At 74.4% G+C, this 17,721-nt stretch carries 12 protein-coding genes; 6 read left to right on the top strand and 6 right to left on the bottom strand.

Features of this window, described 5'->3' with window-relative positions:
- The first annotated feature begins 186 nt into the window (after positions 1-186).
- On the top strand, positions 187-4,320 hold the full coding sequence (locus WME96_RS11375) for a protein kinase domain-containing protein (RefSeq protein WP_437290170.1): 4,134 nt from the start codon (positions 187-189) through the stop codon (positions 4,318-4,320).
- 150 nt (positions 4,321-4,470) lie between these two features.
- Here the strand turns inward: WME96_RS11375 and WME96_RS11370 are convergent, their stop codons facing one another.
- From WME96_RS11370 to WME96_RS11355, 4 genes are all read right to left on the bottom strand, one after another.
- Positions 4,471-5,649, bottom strand: coding sequence for a S8 family serine peptidase (locus tag WME96_RS11370; protein ID WP_437290169.1), 1,179 nt, complete (start codon positions 5,647-5,649; stop codon positions 4,471-4,473).
- 149 nt (positions 5,650-5,798) lie between these two features.
- Positions 5,799-7,292 carry a S8 family serine peptidase gene (locus WME96_RS11365; RefSeq protein ID WP_437290168.1) on the bottom strand — a complete coding sequence of 498 codons (1,494 nt, stop codon included), beginning with the start codon at positions 7,290-7,292 and terminating at the stop codon, positions 5,799-5,801.
- A 392-nt stretch (positions 7,293-7,684) separates the two neighbouring features.
- Positions 7,685-8,506, bottom strand: a complete 822-nt coding sequence (locus tag WME96_RS11360; RefSeq protein ID WP_437290167.1) for an NAD(P)H-binding protein — start codon at positions 8,504-8,506, stop codon at positions 7,685-7,687.
- Between the two features lie 222 nt (positions 8,507-8,728).
- Positions 8,729-9,430 carry a helix-turn-helix transcriptional regulator gene (locus WME96_RS11355; protein ID WP_437290166.1) on the bottom strand — a complete coding sequence of 234 codons (702 nt, stop codon included), beginning with the start codon at positions 9,428-9,430 and terminating at the stop codon, positions 8,729-8,731.
- A 453-nt stretch (positions 9,431-9,883) separates the two neighbouring features.
- On the opposite strand from WME96_RS11355, the gene WME96_RS11350 reads away from it, so the two are divergent.
- Together WME96_RS11350 and trxA are read left to right on the top strand one after the other, a co-directional pair.
- Positions 9,884-12,469, top strand: a complete 2,586-nt coding sequence (locus tag WME96_RS11350; RefSeq protein WP_437290165.1) for a DUF2169 family type VI secretion system accessory protein — start codon at positions 9,884-9,886, stop codon at positions 12,467-12,469.
- A gap of 409 nt (positions 12,470-12,878) precedes the next feature.
- The gene (gene trxA / locus WME96_RS11345; protein ID WP_437290164.1) at positions 12,879-13,280 is read left to right on the top strand and encodes a thioredoxin; all 402 of its coding nucleotides are present in this window, start codon (positions 12,879-12,881) and stop codon (positions 13,278-13,280) included.
- Positions 13,281-13,340: 60 nt separating this feature from the next.
- Here trxA and WME96_RS11340 read toward each other — a convergent pair whose 3' ends face one another.
- Positions 13,341-13,757, bottom strand: a complete 417-nt coding sequence (locus WME96_RS11340; protein WP_437290163.1) for a GFA family protein — start codon at positions 13,755-13,757, stop codon at positions 13,341-13,343.
- A gap of 101 nt (positions 13,758-13,858) precedes the next feature.
- On the bottom strand, positions 13,859-14,251 hold the full coding sequence (locus WME96_RS11335) for a DUF2809 domain-containing protein (protein ID WP_437290162.1): 393 nt from the start codon (positions 14,249-14,251) through the stop codon (positions 13,859-13,861).
- Positions 14,252-14,497: 246 nt separating this feature from the next.
- Here WME96_RS11335 and WME96_RS11330 point away from each other — a divergent pair, with 246 nt between their 5' ends.
- From WME96_RS11330 to WME96_RS11320, 3 genes are all read left to right on the top strand, one after another.
- Positions 14,498-15,901 (top strand): hypothetical protein, encoded by a 1,404-nt coding sequence (locus tag WME96_RS11330; protein ID WP_437290161.1) that lies wholly within the window; start codon positions 14,498-14,500, stop codon positions 15,899-15,901.
- A gap of 147 nt (positions 15,902-16,048) precedes the next feature.
- On the top strand, positions 16,049-16,657 hold the full coding sequence (locus tag WME96_RS11325) for an RNA polymerase sigma factor (RefSeq protein ID WP_437290160.1): 609 nt from the start codon (positions 16,049-16,051) through the stop codon (positions 16,655-16,657).
- Positions 16,654-17,712: a tetratricopeptide repeat protein gene (locus WME96_RS11320; protein WP_437290159.1), complete on the top strand. Its 1,059-nt coding sequence runs from the start codon at positions 16,654-16,656 to the stop codon at positions 17,710-17,712. The genes WME96_RS11325 and WME96_RS11320 overlap by 4 nt, the downstream gene beginning before the upstream one ends.
- Positions 17,713-17,721 lie beyond the last annotated feature (9 nt).

Genomic DNA, 17,721 nt, shown 5'->3' with positions numbered 1-17,721 from the left:
CCGGGCCGACGGGGCCCGCGGCCGCCCCTCGCGCGAGCGCAGGAGTTGCGCGCGGGCAAAAAGCTCAATCGGTCGCCGGCCCGCAGGTGTGCTCGGGCCGCGCAATGCGACGAGGACCTACCTTGTGAGCGCCGGCTCAGCTCGTCGCTGGCAGAGACGCGCGCATTCCGTGAGATACTCGACCCCATGACGCCGGGGGAGAGGCTGGGGGCGCGTTATCTTATCGAGCGGCAGGCGGGGAAAGGCGGTCTCGGCACCGTCTATCGGGCGCGCGACGTCGAGAGCGGCGCGCCGGTGGCCATCAAGGTCCTGCGGGATCCGACCGACGACAAGCGCAGCCGGTTCGCCCGCGAGGCGCGCGCGCTGGCCGCCCTCGCGCACCCGTGCATCGTCCGCTACATCGCGCACGGGCAGACGCCGGACGGTGAGCTCTACCTCGCCATGGAGTGGCTCGAGGGCGAGGACCTCGCGGCGCGGCTCGCCCGCGGCCGGCTGGAGCCGGCGGCCGCCATCAAGGTGCTGATCCGGGTGGCCGAGGGGCTCGCGTTCGCGCACGCGCAGGGCATCGTCCACCGCGACATCAAGCCCCAGAACATCTTCCTGCCGGGCGGCGAGCTCGAGCGGGCGACGATCGTCGACCTCGGCCTGGCGCGGCTCGCCGACGCGACGACGGCGCTGACGCGCACCGGGGCGACGGTGGGCACGCCGTCGTTCATGGCGCCGGAGCAGGTGATCGGCGAGGGCGAGGTCGACGCCCGCGCGGACGTCTATGCGCTCGGGTGCGTCCTGTTCGCCTGCCTGGCGGGCCGGCCGCCCTTCGCCGCGGCGCACCCGCTGGCCATGCTGGCCAGGGTGGTCTTCGAGGAGCCCCCGCGGCTCGGCGCGCTCGCGCCCGGGTTGCCCGCGGAGCTCGACGCCTTCGTGGCGCGGCTGCTCGTCAAGCAGCCGGACAGGCGCCCCGACGCGCGGGAGGCGCTCGAGGAGCTGCGCGCGCTCGCGACGTTCATCGCGGAGTCGTCCTCGCGCGCGCCCGCCTCGGTCCCCGGCCTGACGCGCCGCGAGCGGCGCCTCGTCAGCGTGATCCTCGCGCACGCGCCCGACGCGGACGCCGGCGCGCCCGCCAGCGCCGACTCGCACGCCGCGACCGCCTCGCTCAGCGACGCCCCGAGGCTCAGCGCGCTCTACAGGACGTCGCAGGCGCTCCGGCAGGTCGCCGCCCGGCACGGCGCGCAGCTCGAGCTGCTGCGGGACGGCTCCCTCGCGGCCGTGATCACCGGCGCGGGCTCGCCGACCGACCTCGCCGTGAACGCGGCCCGCTGCGCCATGGCCCTGCGCGACCTCCTGCCCGGCACGCACGTGGCGCTCTCGACCGGGTGGGACGAGCTCGAGAAGACGCAGCCGATGGGGCAGGTCATCGATCGCGCGAGCGCGCTGCTCGCGGGGAGCACGATCGCGCGCGCGGCCGCTCGCTCGCTGGCCGATCGCAAGGCCGCCGCCACGCTGGCCGCCTGCGCGCCGTCCGATCCCAGGGACGCCGCCACGCTGGCCGATCGCGCGGCCGCCCGCACCCTGTCGCCGCGCACGCTGTCCGATCGCGCGGCCGCCGGCGCGCCCGGCTGCGCGGAGCCCACGTCCCCCGTCCTCCTCGACCGGATGACCGCGGACCTCCTGGGCGATCGCTTTGAGGTGTCGCTCGACCGCTCGACGCTCGCGCTCATCGGCGAGCTCGAGCCCGCGGACGAGGCCCGCAAGCTGCTCGGCAAGCCGACGCGGTGCGCCGGGCGGGAGCGCGAGCTGCTCCTCTTGCAGTCGACGTTCGACGAGTGCGTCGCCGAGTCCGAGGCCCGCGCGGTGCTGGTCACCGCGGAGGCGGGGGTCGGCAAATCGCGCCTGCGCCACGAGCTCGCGCGGCGCCTGGCCGCGCGCGGCGGGCCGCTCGAGCTCTGGATCGCGCGCGGCGACCCGATGCGGATGGGCGCGCCGTTCGGCTTGCTCGGCCAGGTCGTCCGGCGCGCGGCGCGGCTGCTCGACGGCGAGCCGCTCGAGGCGCGGCGGCGGAAGCTCGCGGCGCGCGTGGCGGAGCACGTGGCGGAGCCGCTGCGGCAGGCCGTCACCGAGTTCCTGGGCGAGATGGTGGGCACGCCCTTCCCCGCGGAGGCGAGCGTGCTGCTCCGGGTGGCGCGGCAGGACGCGAAGGTCATGGGCGACCAGATGCAGGCCGCGTGGGTGGAGCTCGCGCGCGCCGAGTGCCGGGCGCGGCCGGTCCTGCTCGTGCTGGAGGACCTGCACTGGGGCGACCGGCCGACGGTCGAGTACGTGGACGCGGCGCTGCGGCTCCTCGAGGGCGAGCGGCTGATGGTGCTCGCCCTCGCCCGCCCCGAGGTGCGCGAGTCGTTCCCGGACCTCTGGAGCAAGCGCGCGCTGACGGATCTGCGGCTCGTCGGGCTGTCGCGCCGCACGTGCGAGAAGCTCGTCGGCGAGGCGCTCGGCGCGGTCGACGCCGGGGTCGTCGCGCAGATCGTCGACCGCGCCGGGGGCAACGCGTTCTTCCTGGAGGAGCTCGTGCGCGCCGCGGCCGAGGGCCACGGCGGCGGCGTCCCCGAGACGGTGCTCGCGATGATGCAGTCACGCCTGGAGGGGCTCGCGCCCGACGCGCGGCGGGTGCTGCGCGCGGGCAGCGTGTTCGGCAGCGTGTTCTGGCGCGGCGCGGCGGGCGCGCTGCTCGGGGCCGAGGCGGACGGGGCGCACCTCGACGCCTGCCTGGCGGAGCTCGCGCGGAGCGAGCTCATCACGCGCCTGCACGAGTCGACGTTCCAGGGCGAGGTGGCGTACGCCTTCCGGCACGCGCTCGTGCGCGACGCGGCCTACGAGATGCTGACCGAGGGGGACCGGCTGCTCGGCCACCGGCTCGCGGGCGCGTGGCTCGCCGACGCCGGCGAGACCGATGCCATGGTCCTCGCCACGCACTTCGAGCGCGGCGGCGAGCTCGAGCGCGCGATCGGCAGCTACCGGCGGGCGGCCGAGCAGGCGCTCGGCGGCAACGACTACGCGGCGGCGATCGAGCGCGCCGAGCGCGCGGTCGCGTGCGGCGCGGCCGGCGAGGCGCTCGGCGAGGTCGAGGCCGTCCAGGCGGAGGCGTACCGCTTCCGGGGCGAGAGCGCGGCGGCCGACCTGCACGCGACGAGGGCGATGCTGGCGCTGCCCGAGGGGAGCGCGTCGTGGTGCCGCGCGGCGAGCGTCGCGCTCTGGGCCGCCCATCACGTGGGGCGCGGGGACGCCGTCGTCGCGCTCTCCAGGACGCTGTGCGCGCGGTGGTCGGCCGAGGCGGTGACCGGGCCCGAGCTCAGCGTCATGTCGCAGACGGCGCTGATGCTGCTCTACATGCAGGGCCAGTGCGAGGAGACAGACGCGCTGACGTCGCGCATCGACGCGTCGTTCGGGCGCTTCCAGCACGACCCGACCGTCAGCGCGCCCGTCCTGCGGCTGCGCACGCACCGCGCGATCCTGGCCGGGGACGTCGGCGCCGCCTGGGAGCTCTGCGAGGCGGCGGTGCGCTGCTACGAGGCGGCGGGCGACGTGCGCGGCGCCTGCGGGGCGCGCATCAACGCCGGTCATTTCTGCAACGAGCTCGGCGCCTACGCCGACGCCGCGCGCCAGCTCCGCGCCGCGCTGGCCGACACGGGGCGGCTCGGCCTGCTGTTCATGGCGGCGTTCGCGAAGGAGAACCTCGGCCGCACGCTCCTCCAGCTCGGCGATCTCGGCGAGGCGCGGGCCCTGCTCGACGACGCGCTCCGGTCGTTCGTGGCGGCAGGCGACCGGCGGATGGAGGGCGGCACCTACGTCTACCTCGCGGAGGTGTTCCGGGTCGCGGGGGACCTCGACCAGGCCGAGGCCGTGGCGCGCCGCGGCTGCGAGCTGCTCGCCGACGTCCCGCCGCTCATCCCGTGCGCGCTGGGCATCCTCGCGGGGGTGCTGCTCGCCGCGGGGCGCGCCGCCGAGGCGCTCGAGGTCGCGAACCGGGCCGCGGAGCTCGCCGCCCCGATCATCGCCGCGCAGGGCCACCTCGAGGAGGGCGAGTCGCAGATCTACCTGGTGCGGGCGGAGGCCCTCGAGGCGTGCGGCGCGCCCGGGGAGGCCCGCGTCGCGATCGCGACCGCCCGCGAGCGGCTGCTGGAGCGCACGGCGCGGATCGCGAACCCCGCGTGGCGGGCGGGCTTCCTGGAGAACGTGCCCGAGCACGCGCGCACGCTCGCGCTCGCCCGCGCGTGGCTGGGCGAGCGCGACGGCGCGGCGATCGCGCCCGCAGAGAGCGCGCCGTGAGCGCCACGAACCACAGAGGCACAGAGGGCACAGAGGGAAGAGAAGAGATAAAGAAGCTTCTATCTTCTCTCCCCTCTGTGCCCTCTGTGGTTCAAATCTCTTCGTTCCTGGGCGTTTCAGGCTGATCGGCGCTCTGGCTGGAGATGGCCTTCACGGCGCTGTCGCTGCGGACACCGGCGCTTGCACGAGGCCGGCGCCGACATCCGAGGCGGGCGCGTTGAGCTGGCGCGCCGTCGCCAGCATGCGCCGCCAGATCTCCGGGGCGCTCGCGTGCGGATCTGCCTCCATGAGCAGCCCGAGGACGCCCGCCACGTGCGCTGCCGCCGCGGTGGTGCCGCTGAGGGTATTGTAGGCTTGCGGCAGCGACCACGAGGAGAGCACGCCGACGCCCGGCCCCACGATGTCGATCTTGCCGCCGTTCGAGAAATCCGCGACCCGAAGGTCGCTGTCGACCGCCCCGACCGAGAGGATCGTCACGACGTTCGCCGGCGAGCCGGTATACTGGATATCGCCTCGGGTGCGATGGCTGCCCTGGCCCGCCACGCCGACGATGATCGCACCTTGCGCCAGGGCGCGCTCGCCGAGCGCCCGGTACGCCTCAGTGGGGGGCCGCGCGCTCCCGAGGGGCAGCAAGAGGACACGACACCCGTTCTCGAGGGCCCAGTTGATCCCGTTCATGATCCAGCCGTCGGCGCCGCCTCCCTGGTCGGACAGGACCTTGACGATGTACAGCTCGGCCTCGTACGCGACGCCGTAGCGCGGCCCCTGCGATGGATTCCGCGGCCCGCAGGCGATGCCGGCCGCATAGGTGCCGAAGCCGTTCCCGTCCGGCGCCGTCTCTCCCGGCACGAAGGACCGGTGGACGACCTTCCGGCCCTGGAAGTCCGGATGGTTCATATCGAAGCCCGCGCCGAAGATGGCGACCCGGATCCCGCGCCCTGCGAACGGCGACTGTTCGACGCCGATCGCGCCGAGACCCCAGGTCACGTCCCCCTGCCCGACCGGCCCGGGCGCCGAGAGCGGGTGAACAAACCCCTCGTCCTCGACGGAGAGGAGAATGCCCTTCGCCTGGAGCTCGTTCATGACCGACAGGACCGCCGGTGAGGGATCGGTGACGACCATCATGTGCAGCCTGTCGAACACGATCGCGTCGGCCGTGGCCATCGTCTCCGGCGGCACGGCCCCGCCGCGCTCGGAGGCCACCACCACGTCCATGCCGACCGCTGAGAGCGCGCGCGTCATGGCGGGAATGTTCACGGTCGGGCTGAGCACGACGAGCTTGCGGCCCGTGGTCCTGTGCTCATCTCTCGGAGGATGGATGTCTTTCATGGCTCGCTTCTCCCTGTTGCGTGGCATGGGCGAGCGCGATGGCGCGTTCATGGCAGAAGGCGCCCGCCGCCGCCGGCACGCGGGCGCCTCCCGCCTGGACTCGCCATGACGGCCGCGTCGGCCCAAGGTGGGCCCGTGTTCGCGATGGATTACCGGGTGTCAGACGCTCGCGGCGAGGGGATCTGGACTCCACCCCTCTCCATGATGGGCCCCTCGCGCTGCGCGGGCGGCGAGGAGGGGACCGACGCCTTCTGCTTGCCAATCGGCTCCGCCTGCTCCGTCCTCGCGGACACCGGCGCCTGCACCAGGCCAAAGCCGACATCCGAGGCGGGCGCGTTGAGCCTGCGCCCCATCCTCTGCAGGCGCCGCCAGATATCCGGGGCGCTCGCGTGCGGATCCGCCTGCATGAGCAGCGCCAGGACGCCCGCCACGTGCGGGGTCGCCATGCTGGTGCCGCTGATGGTGTTGTAGCCCTGCGGCAGCGGCCACGAGGAGTGCACGTTGACGCCTGGCGCCGCGATATCGATCTTGCCGCCGTTCGAGAAATCCGCGACCCGCAGGTTGCTGTCCAGCGCCGCGACCGAGAGGATCGTCCCGGAGTTCGCCGGCGCGCCCGTATACTGGATGTCGCCCCGGGAGCGATGGCTCGCGTTGCCCGCGGCGGCGACGATGATCGCGCCCTGGTTCAGGGCCCGCTCCCCGAGCGCCCGGTACGCCTCCAAGGGAGGCCGCTGGCTGCCGAGGGACATCGAGATGACCCGGCACCCGTTCACGAGGGCCCAGTTGATCCCGTTCATGATCCAGCCATCCGCGCCGGAGCCCTCCGGGCCGCCCAGGACCTTGCCGATGTACAGGTCGGCCTCGTACGCGACGCCGTAGCGCGGCCCCTGCGCCGAGGCCTGCGGCCCGCAGGCGGTGCCGGCCGTGTGGGTGCCGTGACCGGCCTGGTCCTGGACCGTCTCTCCGGGCACGAAGGACTGATAGACGACCTTCCGACCCCTGAAGTCGGGATGGCGCAGATCGAGCCCCGTATCGAGGACGGCGACCCGGATCCCGCGCCCCGTGAACGGCGAGGCCTCGACGCCGATCGCGTTGAGACCCCAGGTCACGTTCCCCTGCCCGAGCGGCCTGGTCCCAGGCTCGTGGAGCTCGTGGCCCGGCCTCTCCTCGCGGACGCCGCTCGGGGACTCGCCGCGCGCGCGGGCCTCTCTCGTGTACCCCTCTGTCGCCGTAGGCGCACCGCCGGAGAGGAGATGATCGATGAGCCCGTTCACGCCGGCCCGATAGCCATCCAGGTACTCTCGCTGCGAGGACTGCAGGGCGGGCGCGGAGATGGCGTGAACGTACCCCTCGTCCTCCACCGAGAGGATGACGCCGCGCTCCTGGAGCTCCTTCATGACGGCGAGGGCCGCCGGTGAGGGGTCGGCGACGACCATCGTCTGGAGCCTGTCGAACACGACCGCGTCGGCCGTGAGCATCTTGTCCGGCGGCACGGCGCCGCCGTACTGGGAGGCCATGACCACCTCCATGCCGACGGCTTCCAGCGCGCTCGCCATGGCGGCGATGTTCACGGTCGGGCTGAGCACGACGAGCTTGCGGCCCGTGGTCCTGTGCTCGTCTCTCGGCGTATGGATGTCTGTCATGGCTCGCTTCTCCAGGGTGAATCGACAGTTCGACAGCACGGAAACCCCATCACGGGGCTCCGCGTGAGTCTATGAAGTCGACCTCTCACCACGGCAAGCTGACCGTCCGAGCTGCTCAGAGCAGACTCCGCGCAATCCAGCGCCGAGCGCGGGCACGCTGGTCTCAGCGGACTCCACGCAATCCAGCGCCGGGAGCTCCAACCTCTGTCCTATCGCGGAGAGGGCTGGATCCGAGGCATCCCCTCAAATTCTCAGGAGAATTGAACAGGGAGGCGGGGAGACGGGGAGGAAAATCTTCAAAATACTCTCCGTCTCCCTGTTCAATTTTCTCGCTGAAATGGCTGCAAAAATGAGGGATTCCTCAGGCGCTGGACCCGAGAGAGCTGCTCACCCTACGCCGCGAACGCCGCCGCGTGCTCCGCCGCCCATTGCGCGAACGTGCGCGCCGGCCGCCCTGTCACCTGCTCGATCGTCGGGACGACGGTTTTGCCGATCTCCGGCGTGTTCCCGTAGATCTCGACGAAGAACTCGATGGCCTCCGGCGAGAACCCCGCCGCCGCCCACCGCTCCCGCGCCTGCTGCTCGGTCAGCTCGACGAGCTTGATCTCGCGGCCTGCGGCGGCGGCGAGGAGCTCGATCTTCCGGCGCAGACTCAGCACTTCCGGCCCGGTGAGGGTGTACGTCTTGCCCGCGTGACCGCCCTGCGTCAGCGCCGCGACAGCGACCGCGGCGATGTCGGCCTCGTGGACCGCCGCGCTCAGCCGATCGCAGAACGGCTCTCGTACCACCCCCTCGCCGCGGATCGACGGCGCCCATTCGAGGTGATTCGCCATGAACTCCACCGGCTGAAGGAAGGTCGCGTCGACGCCGCTGGACGCCACCGCGGCGTCGAGCGGGGCGGACGATCCGCCGAGCAGCACCGAGATCCGGCGCACCCCCGCTCGCCTGGCGAGCGCGACGATCTGCTCCCCGGTCTGCAGCGGCGCGTGATCGTCGCCGCCGAAGTTGATCAGGTGCAGCGCCTCGACGCCCTCGAAGGCAGCCGCGAAACTCTCCGGCGCGGTCAGATCGCCGGCCACGGCCTCGACGCCTGCGGGGAGCTTCGCCCTGCCCGGGTTGCGGCTCAGCGCGCGGACGTGGTGACCGCCCTCGGCGAGCTGCTTGACGATCTCGCGGCCGACGGTGCCGGTCGCGCCTGTGACAAGGATCTTCATGGATTTTTCCTGTACCTTTGTAAACACCGCCGATGTCCCGGCGGCCTCTCGGCGGTTGTGCTCGACGCCTCGACGCGCGGATTCAGCGCCTGGAGACGGTGAACGGCGCCCGGAGCGTCGTGGGCTCCCTGGCGGCCGTCGCACCCACCAGCCTGCGCCACCCCTCCTGACAACCCGTGGCAGCAACGCGCGCGGCGCGATCGCGCCGCGCCCTCGCCGGCCTCACGCCGGCGCGGTGCCGCCGCGCTCCCAGGCCTGACGCCACTCCTTCGTCAGCGTCCGGCGGGGCCTGCCGTAGGGCTGCGCGGTGAGCGCGAGGCCGGCGATGCGATCGGCGCGAAAATGCCGGAACGACGCGCGCAGGCAGCACCACGCCGCGATGATCTGCTTGCCCTCGTAGTACACGAGCTGCACCGGCCAGACGTCGCGCTCGGTGCTGCTCCCCGACTCGCTCCGATAGCGCATCGCGAGCGCGCGCTCCGTTCGCATCGCCTGCCGCACGAGGCCGAGCACGGGCTGCGGCACGGCGCCGGGCCCTGCGAGCACGACGGGCCAGAGCCCCGTGTCGTCGATGCGGCCGCGGAGGTCGTCGGGAGAGGCGGCCGCGATCTTGGCCACCGCGTTCTGCGCGGCGCCCGCGAGGCCCTCGTCGGCCTGCGAGCCGACCCAGCGCGCGCCGAGCACGAGCGCCTCGAGCTCCTCCGCGGTGAACATCAGCGGAGGCAGGAAGAAGCCGGGCCGCAGCACGTAGCCGACGCCCGCCTCGCCGTCGATCGGCGCGCCGAGCCGGATCAGCGTCTGCACGTCGCGGTAGATCGTGCGCACCGAGACGCCCTGCTCCTCGGCGAGCTGCGCCGCGGTGACCGGGCGCCGGTGGCGCCGGAGCGCGTCCATGAGCGCGAAGAGGCGCTCGGTCCTGTCCATCGACGGCGACGATCGCAGGACGGGCGGCCTGTGTCGAGCGCCGGCGCGAGCACGGCGCCGCGCCGCGCCCGTCGGTTCGCCGGCGGCCGGGCTCGTTCCTGGTTTCAGGAGAGAGGGAACCACACAGGCACAGAGGGCACAGAGGAGAGATAAACGACGTGGGCCCGGCGCGCCTCCGTGGCCTGGATCCCCGGCGCGCACTGCCCACGACGCGACATCGACGCTCGCGGCGGTCTCGCCCATTGCGGGTCTTCACACCGCGCCCGCGAGCGCCCTACATGCGTTGCTCGCCGGAAGATCTTCACAGCGTCATCGCGCAGTGTTCGAGGATCTCCATGCGAGTCGCGCTCACCGTCGACTCGCACGCTTGCGTCCGGGAGACGCGCCGCGTATCGTCGGCCGTCGAGAGCCCTCCGCGGCGGTGAAGGCGCGCGGGCCAGTCGAGGTTACGCCGTGCGAACGCCCTGGCCTCTCCCCGTCGTCGCGCTGACGCCGGCCTCTTGCGGGGCCGTGCGGTGGCGCATGCAGGGAGCAGAGCGGCTCACGGTCATCGTCAAGGCCACGTTCGCGCTCGTCCCCGACCGGACCGCGGAGCTCGCCGCCCCGGCGGAGCTCATCTGTGCCGATCGGCTGCGAGACGGACACGGCAGCCTGGAGGAGGCGTGTGAGACAGCGCCTTACCTGCCCAGCGCAGGGGTCCTGGTGCGCGGGCACGCGGCCGCGCCCGCGGGCACGACCGCGACGGCGCTGTCGGTGCGGGTCGCGCTCTTCCGCGAGGATCGCTGGATCCTCGACAAGGTGCTCCACGTCCACGGCGACTGGACGCGAGAGGCCCCGAGCCCGCGTCCATTCAGCCTCATGCCGCTCGTGTACGAGCGCGCGTACGGCGGGCCGCACGTCGACGCGAACCCTGTCGGCGTGGGCGCCGGGGCGGCGCTGCCGAACATCGTCGATCCGACCGATCCGGCGAGGCCGGCGGGCTTCGGGCCGATCGCGAGGCACTGGGCCCCGAGGAGCGGCCTCCTCGCGCGCGATCGGTCGATCGAGCCTTCGGCCCCGGAGCTCGATGGCGGCTTCGACTTTCGCTATTTCCACGCCGCTCCGGCGGACCAGCAGATCGAGTTCCTCCGCGGCGACGAGTGGATCTTCCTCCAGGGGCTGCACCCCCGCTGTCCGTGGCTCCGGTCCCGCCTGCCCTTGGCGCGCGGGCTCGCGCGGCTCCATCGGTCCGGGGCGGGAGGGGAGGAGCACGCGCAGCCGATCGAGCTCGTCGCGGACACGCTGACCATCGACGCGGACCGCCTGCGCTGCTCGGTGATCTGGCGCGGAAACGTCGCGCTGCTGCCCGACGACGCGCCGGCGCGCATGCGCGTCGTCGCGGGCGTCGAGATGCCGGGGTGGCCCCTCCTCTGGCCCTCGGCGGCGGCGCCTGCTCTGCCCGCTTCCTCGAGGGCAGCGCCGGGGCCGCCTCCCTCGGCTCCAGCGCCGGGGCCGCCTCCCTCGAGGCCAGCGCCGGGGCTCACCGGGGACGAGCCAGCGACCGAGAACGACGCGCGCGCCGCGTTCGAGGGCGAGCCTGGGGCCGCGGCCGGGCATGGCGGGCTCGGGGTGGGCGTCGCTCGGCCGCTCGCGCCCGTCGTGATCGCGGACGCGGCGAGCGCGCCTGTCGACCGGGGCGTGGAGATCCCGGCCGGGCACTGGAGCGTCGTCACGCAGCAGGTGACGCGGCTCCACGCGGTGCCTGCCCTGCCCTTCGTGCGGCCCGAGGAGCCGCGCCTCGGGCCCGAGGAGCCGCACTGGAGCGCTGTCACGCAGCAGGTGCCGCAGCTCCACGCGGCGCCTGCCCTGCCCTTCGTGCAGCCCGAGGAGCCGCGCCTCGGGCCCGAGGAGCCGCACTGGAGCGCTGTCACGCAGCAGGCGGCGCCGCTGGCCTCGGCGCCTCCCCTGCCCTTCTTGCCCGCGCCCGAGCCGCCGCCGCGCCCCGAGCCGCCGCCGGGATCGGTGCCGTTCGCGATGCCCTTTGCGCGCGCCGGGGCCGATGCCTCCTCGCCCGAGCCGCTCCCCCCGGTGCTGGCACCTCCGCTCGCCGGACTCGACGAGACGCACCCTGTCGTGCAGCCGCCTTCCACGGTGCCGCCGCCTGCGCCGCTCGACGACACCAACGCTGCCGAGGACGGCCCGCGCTCGCTCGCCGCTGAAAAGCTCGTTCCGGCGCCCGCGATCCCCGCCCCCGCGAGCGCCGCCACCCCCGCCGACGCTCCGCCCAGCGGCGCTCCGCCCGCCGACGCTGCACCCACGGGCGCCGCTGGCTCCCCTGCGGCCGCGCCCGCCGAGCCGCCCCCGCCCGAGCCGGAGGGCCGCGGCCTGCGCGCGGAGGTGATCGCCCGCCTGAAGCGCGGCCAGCCGCTCTACGACCTGGAGCTCGCGGGCGCTGACCTCGAGGGCATCGACTGGAGCGGCGCCTCGCTCGAGCGCATGAACCTCGCCGGCGCCACGCTCGCCCGGTGCAACTTCGCCTCGGCGCGCCTGGCGAGAGCCAACCTGAGCGGCGCGGACCTGACCGCCGCGCGCCTCCACGCGGCCGACCTGACGCGCGCCGATCTCTCCCGCGCCACGCTGGACGACGCGCAGCTCTGCTCGGCGAAGCTCGACGGCGCGGACCTCACCTCGGCCAGAGGCGCCAACGCGCGCTTCGACGGCGCGTCGCTGGACGGCGCCGACCTGCGGCGAGCGCGCCTGACCGAGGCCGTCTTCGACCGGGCGAGCCTCGCCGGCATCAACGGGAGCAAGGCGGATATCCCGCGATCGAGCTTTGTGCGCGCCAACCTCTCCGGCGCCATCCTGCGCGCCGCGAAGCTCAAGGAAGCGCGGCTCCCGTGCGCCAACGTCGACGGCGCCGACCTGCGCGAAGCGGACCTCACGGGCGCCAACGTCCATGGCGTCAACCTCGCCAACGCGAAATCGGGCGGTGCAATTTTGCGCTCCTTGATAGAGACCCCGCCTCCTGACGAGGACATTCACGCTTCTTCACACGATTGACTCCGTGGCTCGCTTCCGTCTGGCTCCATGAGACGCGTCCCCTCGGGACGATCAGGCGGAGCATTCATCACCAAGGGAACGGGTTCGAGTCGGAAGAACGGCTCGTTCGAGTCGCACACGCTCGGCACGACGAAGGAAGATCGAGCGGCCGGAGGAGCCGAAGCCCGATGAGCTCGCGGAGTACACCGGGCGGATGGAGCTCGAGGCCGCCGACGCTCCGTCAACCCGCCGGGCGTCAGCCTGGCGCCGGGCCAGGTCGAGGTGCTGCTCCTCCCCCCTGGGCCGCACATCGCGTTCCGCTCGGTACGCCCGCTCCCGATGGATCCGCTCGAGGCGGGGCGGACTCAGCCTTGAAGCGGCCGGTCGGCCGCTCGGCGACAGGGGTGCGGTTCGAGGCTATGCTCCGCGGATGAGTACCACAGAGCTCAGCACGGCGAACTTCGAGCAGACGGTCGACTCGAACGACATCGTCCTCATCGACTGGTGGGCGCCCTGGTGCGGCCCCTGCCGGGTCTTCGCGCCCGTCTTCGAGAAGGCGTCCGAGAAGCACACGGACATCGTGTTCGCGAAGATCAACACCGACGAGCAGCAGGATCTGGCCCAGGCGTTCAACATCCGATCCATCCCGACGCTCTTCATCTTTCGCGAGAAGGTCCTCCTCTTCGCGCAGGCAGGCTCCCTGCCGGCGTCGGCGCTCGATCAGGTGATCGAGAAGGTGCGCTCGCTCGACATGGACGAGGTGCGCACGAAGATCGCCGAGGAAGAGGCCAAGCGGACGGCCGGCGGCGCCGAGGGCGGCGAAGGCGCCTGAGGAGCGCCGGCGCCCGGGCTCGCCTCCGCGCCCGGGCGCCGGGGGCGCGGAGGCGCGGTGTCAGCTCTGGCTGCCCGTCTTGTTCCCGCGGTAGTCGGCGACCCCTGGGATGGGCGGCAGCCACGGGACGCGGTGCACGGTCCAGATCTGGAAGGACGGGGGCGGCAGATCGCTGGGCCTGTCCATCGAGCCCAGGAAGATATCGATCTCCCGCGCCCCGTCGCGGCGCCAGAACAGCGCGGATCCGCAGGTCGAGCAGAACTGGCGGACAGCGATGCTGGAGGACCGATAGGTCGCGGGAGAGCCGGAGAGCAGCGCGAAGCGCTCGTCAGGGAAGGTGGCGAACGCCGGCATGGGTGAGCCGCTCTGTCGCCGGCACTGGTTGCAGTAGCAGAGGTTGGTGCTCGAGGGCGCGCCGCGCGCGTGGTAGCGGATCGCGCCGCACAGGCAGCCGCCGGTGTGGTGAGCCTCGGTCATGGACGTCGCCTCCGTTCTCCTGGATGGTGCGAGCGCCAGCCTGGCCCCTCCCGGCGCACGTCGCAACCGCGCGCGCACCGCGACCGCCGCGGCGCGGCAGCTCATGGCGATGCGCGGAGCGGCCGGCAGAGCGCGTAGCCAAGGGCGCAGCCGAGGCCATACAGCGGAAAGTCCATCAGGTCGAATCCGCCATTTCCGCCGAGCAGGAGCCGCCCCGGCACGGTGCTGCGCGCGGCCCACAGCCAGGGCGCGTCGCTGAGCTGCAGCAGCTCGATCGCGCACGTGGCGGCGAGCACCGCGAGCGCCAGCCGGTGGGTGCGGGCGGAGATCCACACGAATTGCGCCGCGGCGATCCACACGACCTCGTAGAGCACCGCACCCGCGCTGTTGCGCAGCCACGCCGGACCGCCGTGGAACCGGGCGATGAGGCCGACGGGGACGACTGCCACGATGAGGAGGACCAGCAGGATGCGCTTGCGCGCGGCTTCCGGCATTCGCGCAGCCTACAGCGCCGTCCGCGTGGGGCGAGCACGACCGTGAAGACGCGTGCGCTCCTCATCGACGGGGCCAGCGCGCAAACCGACCTCGACCATCACGACGGCGGACAGACAGAGAGGAAAACTCCTCGCCTGCTTCAACCACGGCGCCGCTTCGACGGCTCTCGCGAGGCAGGAGGGCCAGTCCTGCAGTGGGAGGTAGGGATGGTGCCCCCGCGGAAACACTGGTAAGTTTCAAGGCCTGTGCCGGCTGCGTCGTCCGCGCTCGCCCTCCGCGCTGCCCGAACGGCCGGGAGCGCCGTCGCCTGCGCGCTCCTCGCCCTCCCTGCCGCGGCGGACGAGCCCCGCGCCGCGCGCGGGCCGGTGCTCGTCCTCGCCGCCTCCCCGGGCGCCGACCGCCTCGACACGCGGGCCGTCGACCTTGTCGCGGCCCACATCCGTCCCCTCGGAATTCGCCTCCAGATCGTCCGTTCCGGCGCGTCGCGGCCCGCGCTGCAAAAGCTCCTCCCCGACGCCCGCGCGCTCGCCGACGCGTGGGACGCGCGGGGCGTGCTCTGGGTCGACGCCGGATCGAGGGGCGAGCTCGCCCTGTACGTGGTCGAGCGCGACGGCCATCAGATCTACGGCCGCCGCATCCCGGTCGTGCCCGGGCAGACCGCGACGGCCCTCGAGTCGCTCGCCAACATCGCAGGCGCGGTCGCCGAGGAGCTCCGCGAGGGGCACGTCGCCGCGCTGACCGAGGTGAAGGTCGCCGCGAGCGAGGCGGGAGCAGCGGCTCCGCCCGAGCCGGCGGCTGCGCCCGCGCCGGGCGCGCCCCTCGCCGCGCCGCGCGGGCCCCTCGCTGCGCCGGGCGCGCCCCTCGCCGCCCCCGCCGCGCCGCCGAGCCCGCGACCGCCCGTGGCCCGGCCGGAGGCCCCCCGCGCGCCGGTCCGGCTGCCCGCGGTCGCGGTCCTCGCCGGTTACACCGGCGCGAACTTCAGCAGCGAGGCGCCCTGGCAGAGCGCCGCGGCGATCCGCGCCTCCTGGGCGCCGGTGGACCGCGCCGTCCTCGGCCTGGGCTACGAGCTCATGCCCGCGACCACCATCGGCGACGAGCAGTTCGGGTACGAGCTCGCGCGCCACCCGGTGACCACCACCGGCCAGATCCGGCTGCGGCTGCCGCTCGGCATCGACCTGCAGCTCGGGGCGCGCGCCAGCGTCGATATCGTCCAGCGCGTCCCGCAGGGCGGCGCGCCGCCGCCCACGCGGCAGCCGCAGGCGGCCCCGCCGGCGCCGCCGCCCCTGCCGTGGAAGGGCGATACGCCGCCGCCGTACTACCCCCCGTGGCCGCCGCCGCCGTACCCCCGGTGGCCGCCGCCGCCGATGACATGGCCGCGGATGGCGCCCCAGGAGCTGCCGCCGCTGGAGACCCAGACCGACGTGCTCGTCAGCGTCGCGCCGGTCGCCGAGCTCGGGTACCCGATCACCGAGCGGCTTCGCCTCAAGGCGATGCTGGGCGTGGACTTCCTCCTGACGCAGCCCGACGGCTCCGTGCACCCGAGCCTCGCGCTCGAGCCCCACCCGGTGCGGGTCGTCGCGGGCCTCGGGCTGGAGCTCGGGCTCGCCCTGCCAGCGCCGCCGGCAGCGGCGGGTGTGGTCCGGCGGTGAGCGCCCGCGCCGCGTGAGCCGACGCAGAAAGAAAATTGACCCGGTTCGGCCGAGGCGCCGCACCAGGTCACGGCGATGGACGCTGAGCACTCACGAGCGCTTCGCGCGAGCCTCGGTCCGGTGCCCGAGCTGCGCCTGGCCAGCGCCATGACGCGCCCCGTCCCCCCCGCCGCCCCCTCCGCCCCCGCGGCGACCGTGCCGCTCGACCTCGAGCGGATGCGCCGCGCCGGCGCGGGGGATCCCGCGGCCCAGGCCTGGCTCATGACGCAGGTGATGTCGCGGGTGCGCCGGATCGCGCGCGCGTTCCTCCGCAGCTCGGCCGACGCCGACGACGCCGCGCAGCTCGCCCTGCTCGCGATCCTCGAGAGCGCCTCGACCTACCGCGGCGAGGCCGCCGTCGAGGCCTGGGCCAGGCGCGTCGCCGTGCGGACCGTCCTCCGGTACGTCAGGCAGCAGCGCCGGGACGGCGCGCCGGTCGCCCCGGAGAGCGCGATCGACGAGGAGGTCGCCCAGGCGCCGCACCAGCCCCCGTTCGAGGCCCTCCCGCGCGAGGCGCGCGCGTACCTCGACGCGCTGCCCGAGGCGCAGCGCGATGTGATCATCCTGCACCACGCGCTCGACTACTCCATCGACGAGATCGCCGGCATGACCGACGTCAGCCCCGACACGGTGAAGAGCAGGCTCCGCCTCGGGATCGGCGCGCTCCGCAAGCAGGTGCGCCAGGACATCGCGGTCGGCCGCAAGAGGACAGCATGACAGGGACGCAGAAGTCCGAGATCGACCTGGACCGCCTGCCCGCCATCCTCGCCGCTGACGCGCGCGGCGAGCCGATCGGCGTGGCCGACGCGGAGCTCCTCCGCCGCGCCGAGCAGGACGACCCCGCGCTGCGCGCCGAGGCGCCGCTCTGGGCCGCGATCGGCAAGCTCGGCGATCCGCGCGCCGACGGCCGTGAGCTCAGCGACGCCGCCATGCTCCAGCGGGTGCTCGCGCGCGCCGCGGCGGAGACGGCGCCCGCGAGCGCGGCGCGGCCCCGCGCGGCGCCGCGGCCGGCGCTGCGACGCGGGTTCGCGGGGTCGATCGCCGGCGTGGCCGCCGCGGCGACCCTCCTGGCCGCGCTCGCGGCGGAGCTGGTCGACGGGCCCGCGCAGGCGCCCCCGCCCGCGCCGGGCGGCGGCGAGGCGCTCGATCCGGGCGGCGCGGGGCGGGAGGTCCCGAGCGTCCCCCCGTCCGCGCCGGGAGCGCCGGCGCTCGACCAGGGCGCGGCGGCGAGCGCGCCGCCGCCCGGCCCGCCGGCGAGCGCGCCCGCGGCCGACGGCGCCCCGGCGAGCGAGCCGCCGCCCGGCCCGCCGGCGAGCGCGCCCGAGGCCGACGGCGTCGCCGAGGCCCCGGGGCGCGCGCCGCAGCCGCCCAGGCCGCGCGCGGCGGAGCCCGCGGTGAGCGCCGAGGCGCTGCTCCTGCGCGCCCAGTCCCGGCTCGCGCAGGGGAAGAGCGCCGAGGCGAGCGCCGCGTACCGCGACCTGCTCGCGCAGCACCCGTCCAGCCCCGAGGCGCGGGCGGCGCTCGTGTCGCTCGGGCAGCTCGCGCTGCACCAGGGCAAGGCGGCGGCGGCGCTCGGCTATTTCGAGCGCTACCTCGCCGGCGGCGGCGGCTCCCTCGCCGCCGAGGCCCGCGTCGGGCGGGTGCAGTGCCTGCGCCGGCTCGGGCGCACGGCCGACGAGCGCGCGGCCATCGCCGACTTCCTCGCCCGCCACGGCGCGAGCGTCCACGCGCCGCGGCTGCGCGCGCGCCTGTCCGAGCTCGGCGGCGGGTGAGCGCGAGGG

The sequence above is a fragment of the Sorangium sp. So ce406 genome (assembly GCF_051474675.1).
In the GTDB taxonomy this organism is placed as follows: Bacteria; Myxococcota_A; Polyangia; order Polyangiales; family Polyangiaceae; genus Sorangium; species Sorangium cellulosum_G.
Note: the sequence above shows the minus strand (reverse complement) of the source record. Positions and strands in the feature narration are given on the sequence as shown.

Coding starts and splice junctions, on each gene's coding strand:
- WME96_RS11375 (WP_437290170.1), top strand. CDS start 187: ATGACGCCGGGGGAGAGGCTGGGGGCGCGTTATCTTATCGAGCGGCAG.
- WME96_RS11370 (WP_437290169.1), bottom strand. CDS start 5,649: ATGAAAGACATCCATCCTCCGAGAGATGAGCACAGGACCACGGGCCGC.
- WME96_RS11365 (WP_437290168.1), bottom strand. CDS start 7,292: ATGACAGACATCCATACGCCGAGAGACGAGCACAGGACCACGGGCCGC.
- WME96_RS11360 (WP_437290167.1), bottom strand. CDS start 8,506: ATGAAGATCCTTGTCACAGGCGCGACCGGCACCGTCGGCCGCGAGATC.
- WME96_RS11355 (WP_437290166.1), bottom strand. CDS start 9,430: ATGGACAGGACCGAGCGCCTCTTCGCGCTCATGGACGCGCTCCGGCGC.
- trxA (WP_437290164.1), top strand. CDS start 12,879: ATGAGTACCACAGAGCTCAGCACGGCGAACTTCGAGCAGACGGTCGAC.
- WME96_RS11340 (WP_437290163.1), bottom strand. CDS start 13,757: ATGACCGAGGCTCACCACACCGGCGGCTGCCTGTGCGGCGCGATCCGC.
- WME96_RS11335 (WP_437290162.1), bottom strand. CDS start 14,251: ATGCCGGAAGCCGCGCGCAAGCGCATCCTGCTGGTCCTCCTCATCGTG.
- WME96_RS11325 (WP_437290160.1), top strand. CDS start 16,049: ATGACGCGCCCCGTCCCCCCCGCCGCCCCCTCCGCCCCCGCGGCGACC.
- WME96_RS11320 (WP_437290159.1), top strand. CDS start 16,654: ATGACAGGGACGCAGAAGTCCGAGATCGACCTGGACCGCCTGCCCGCC.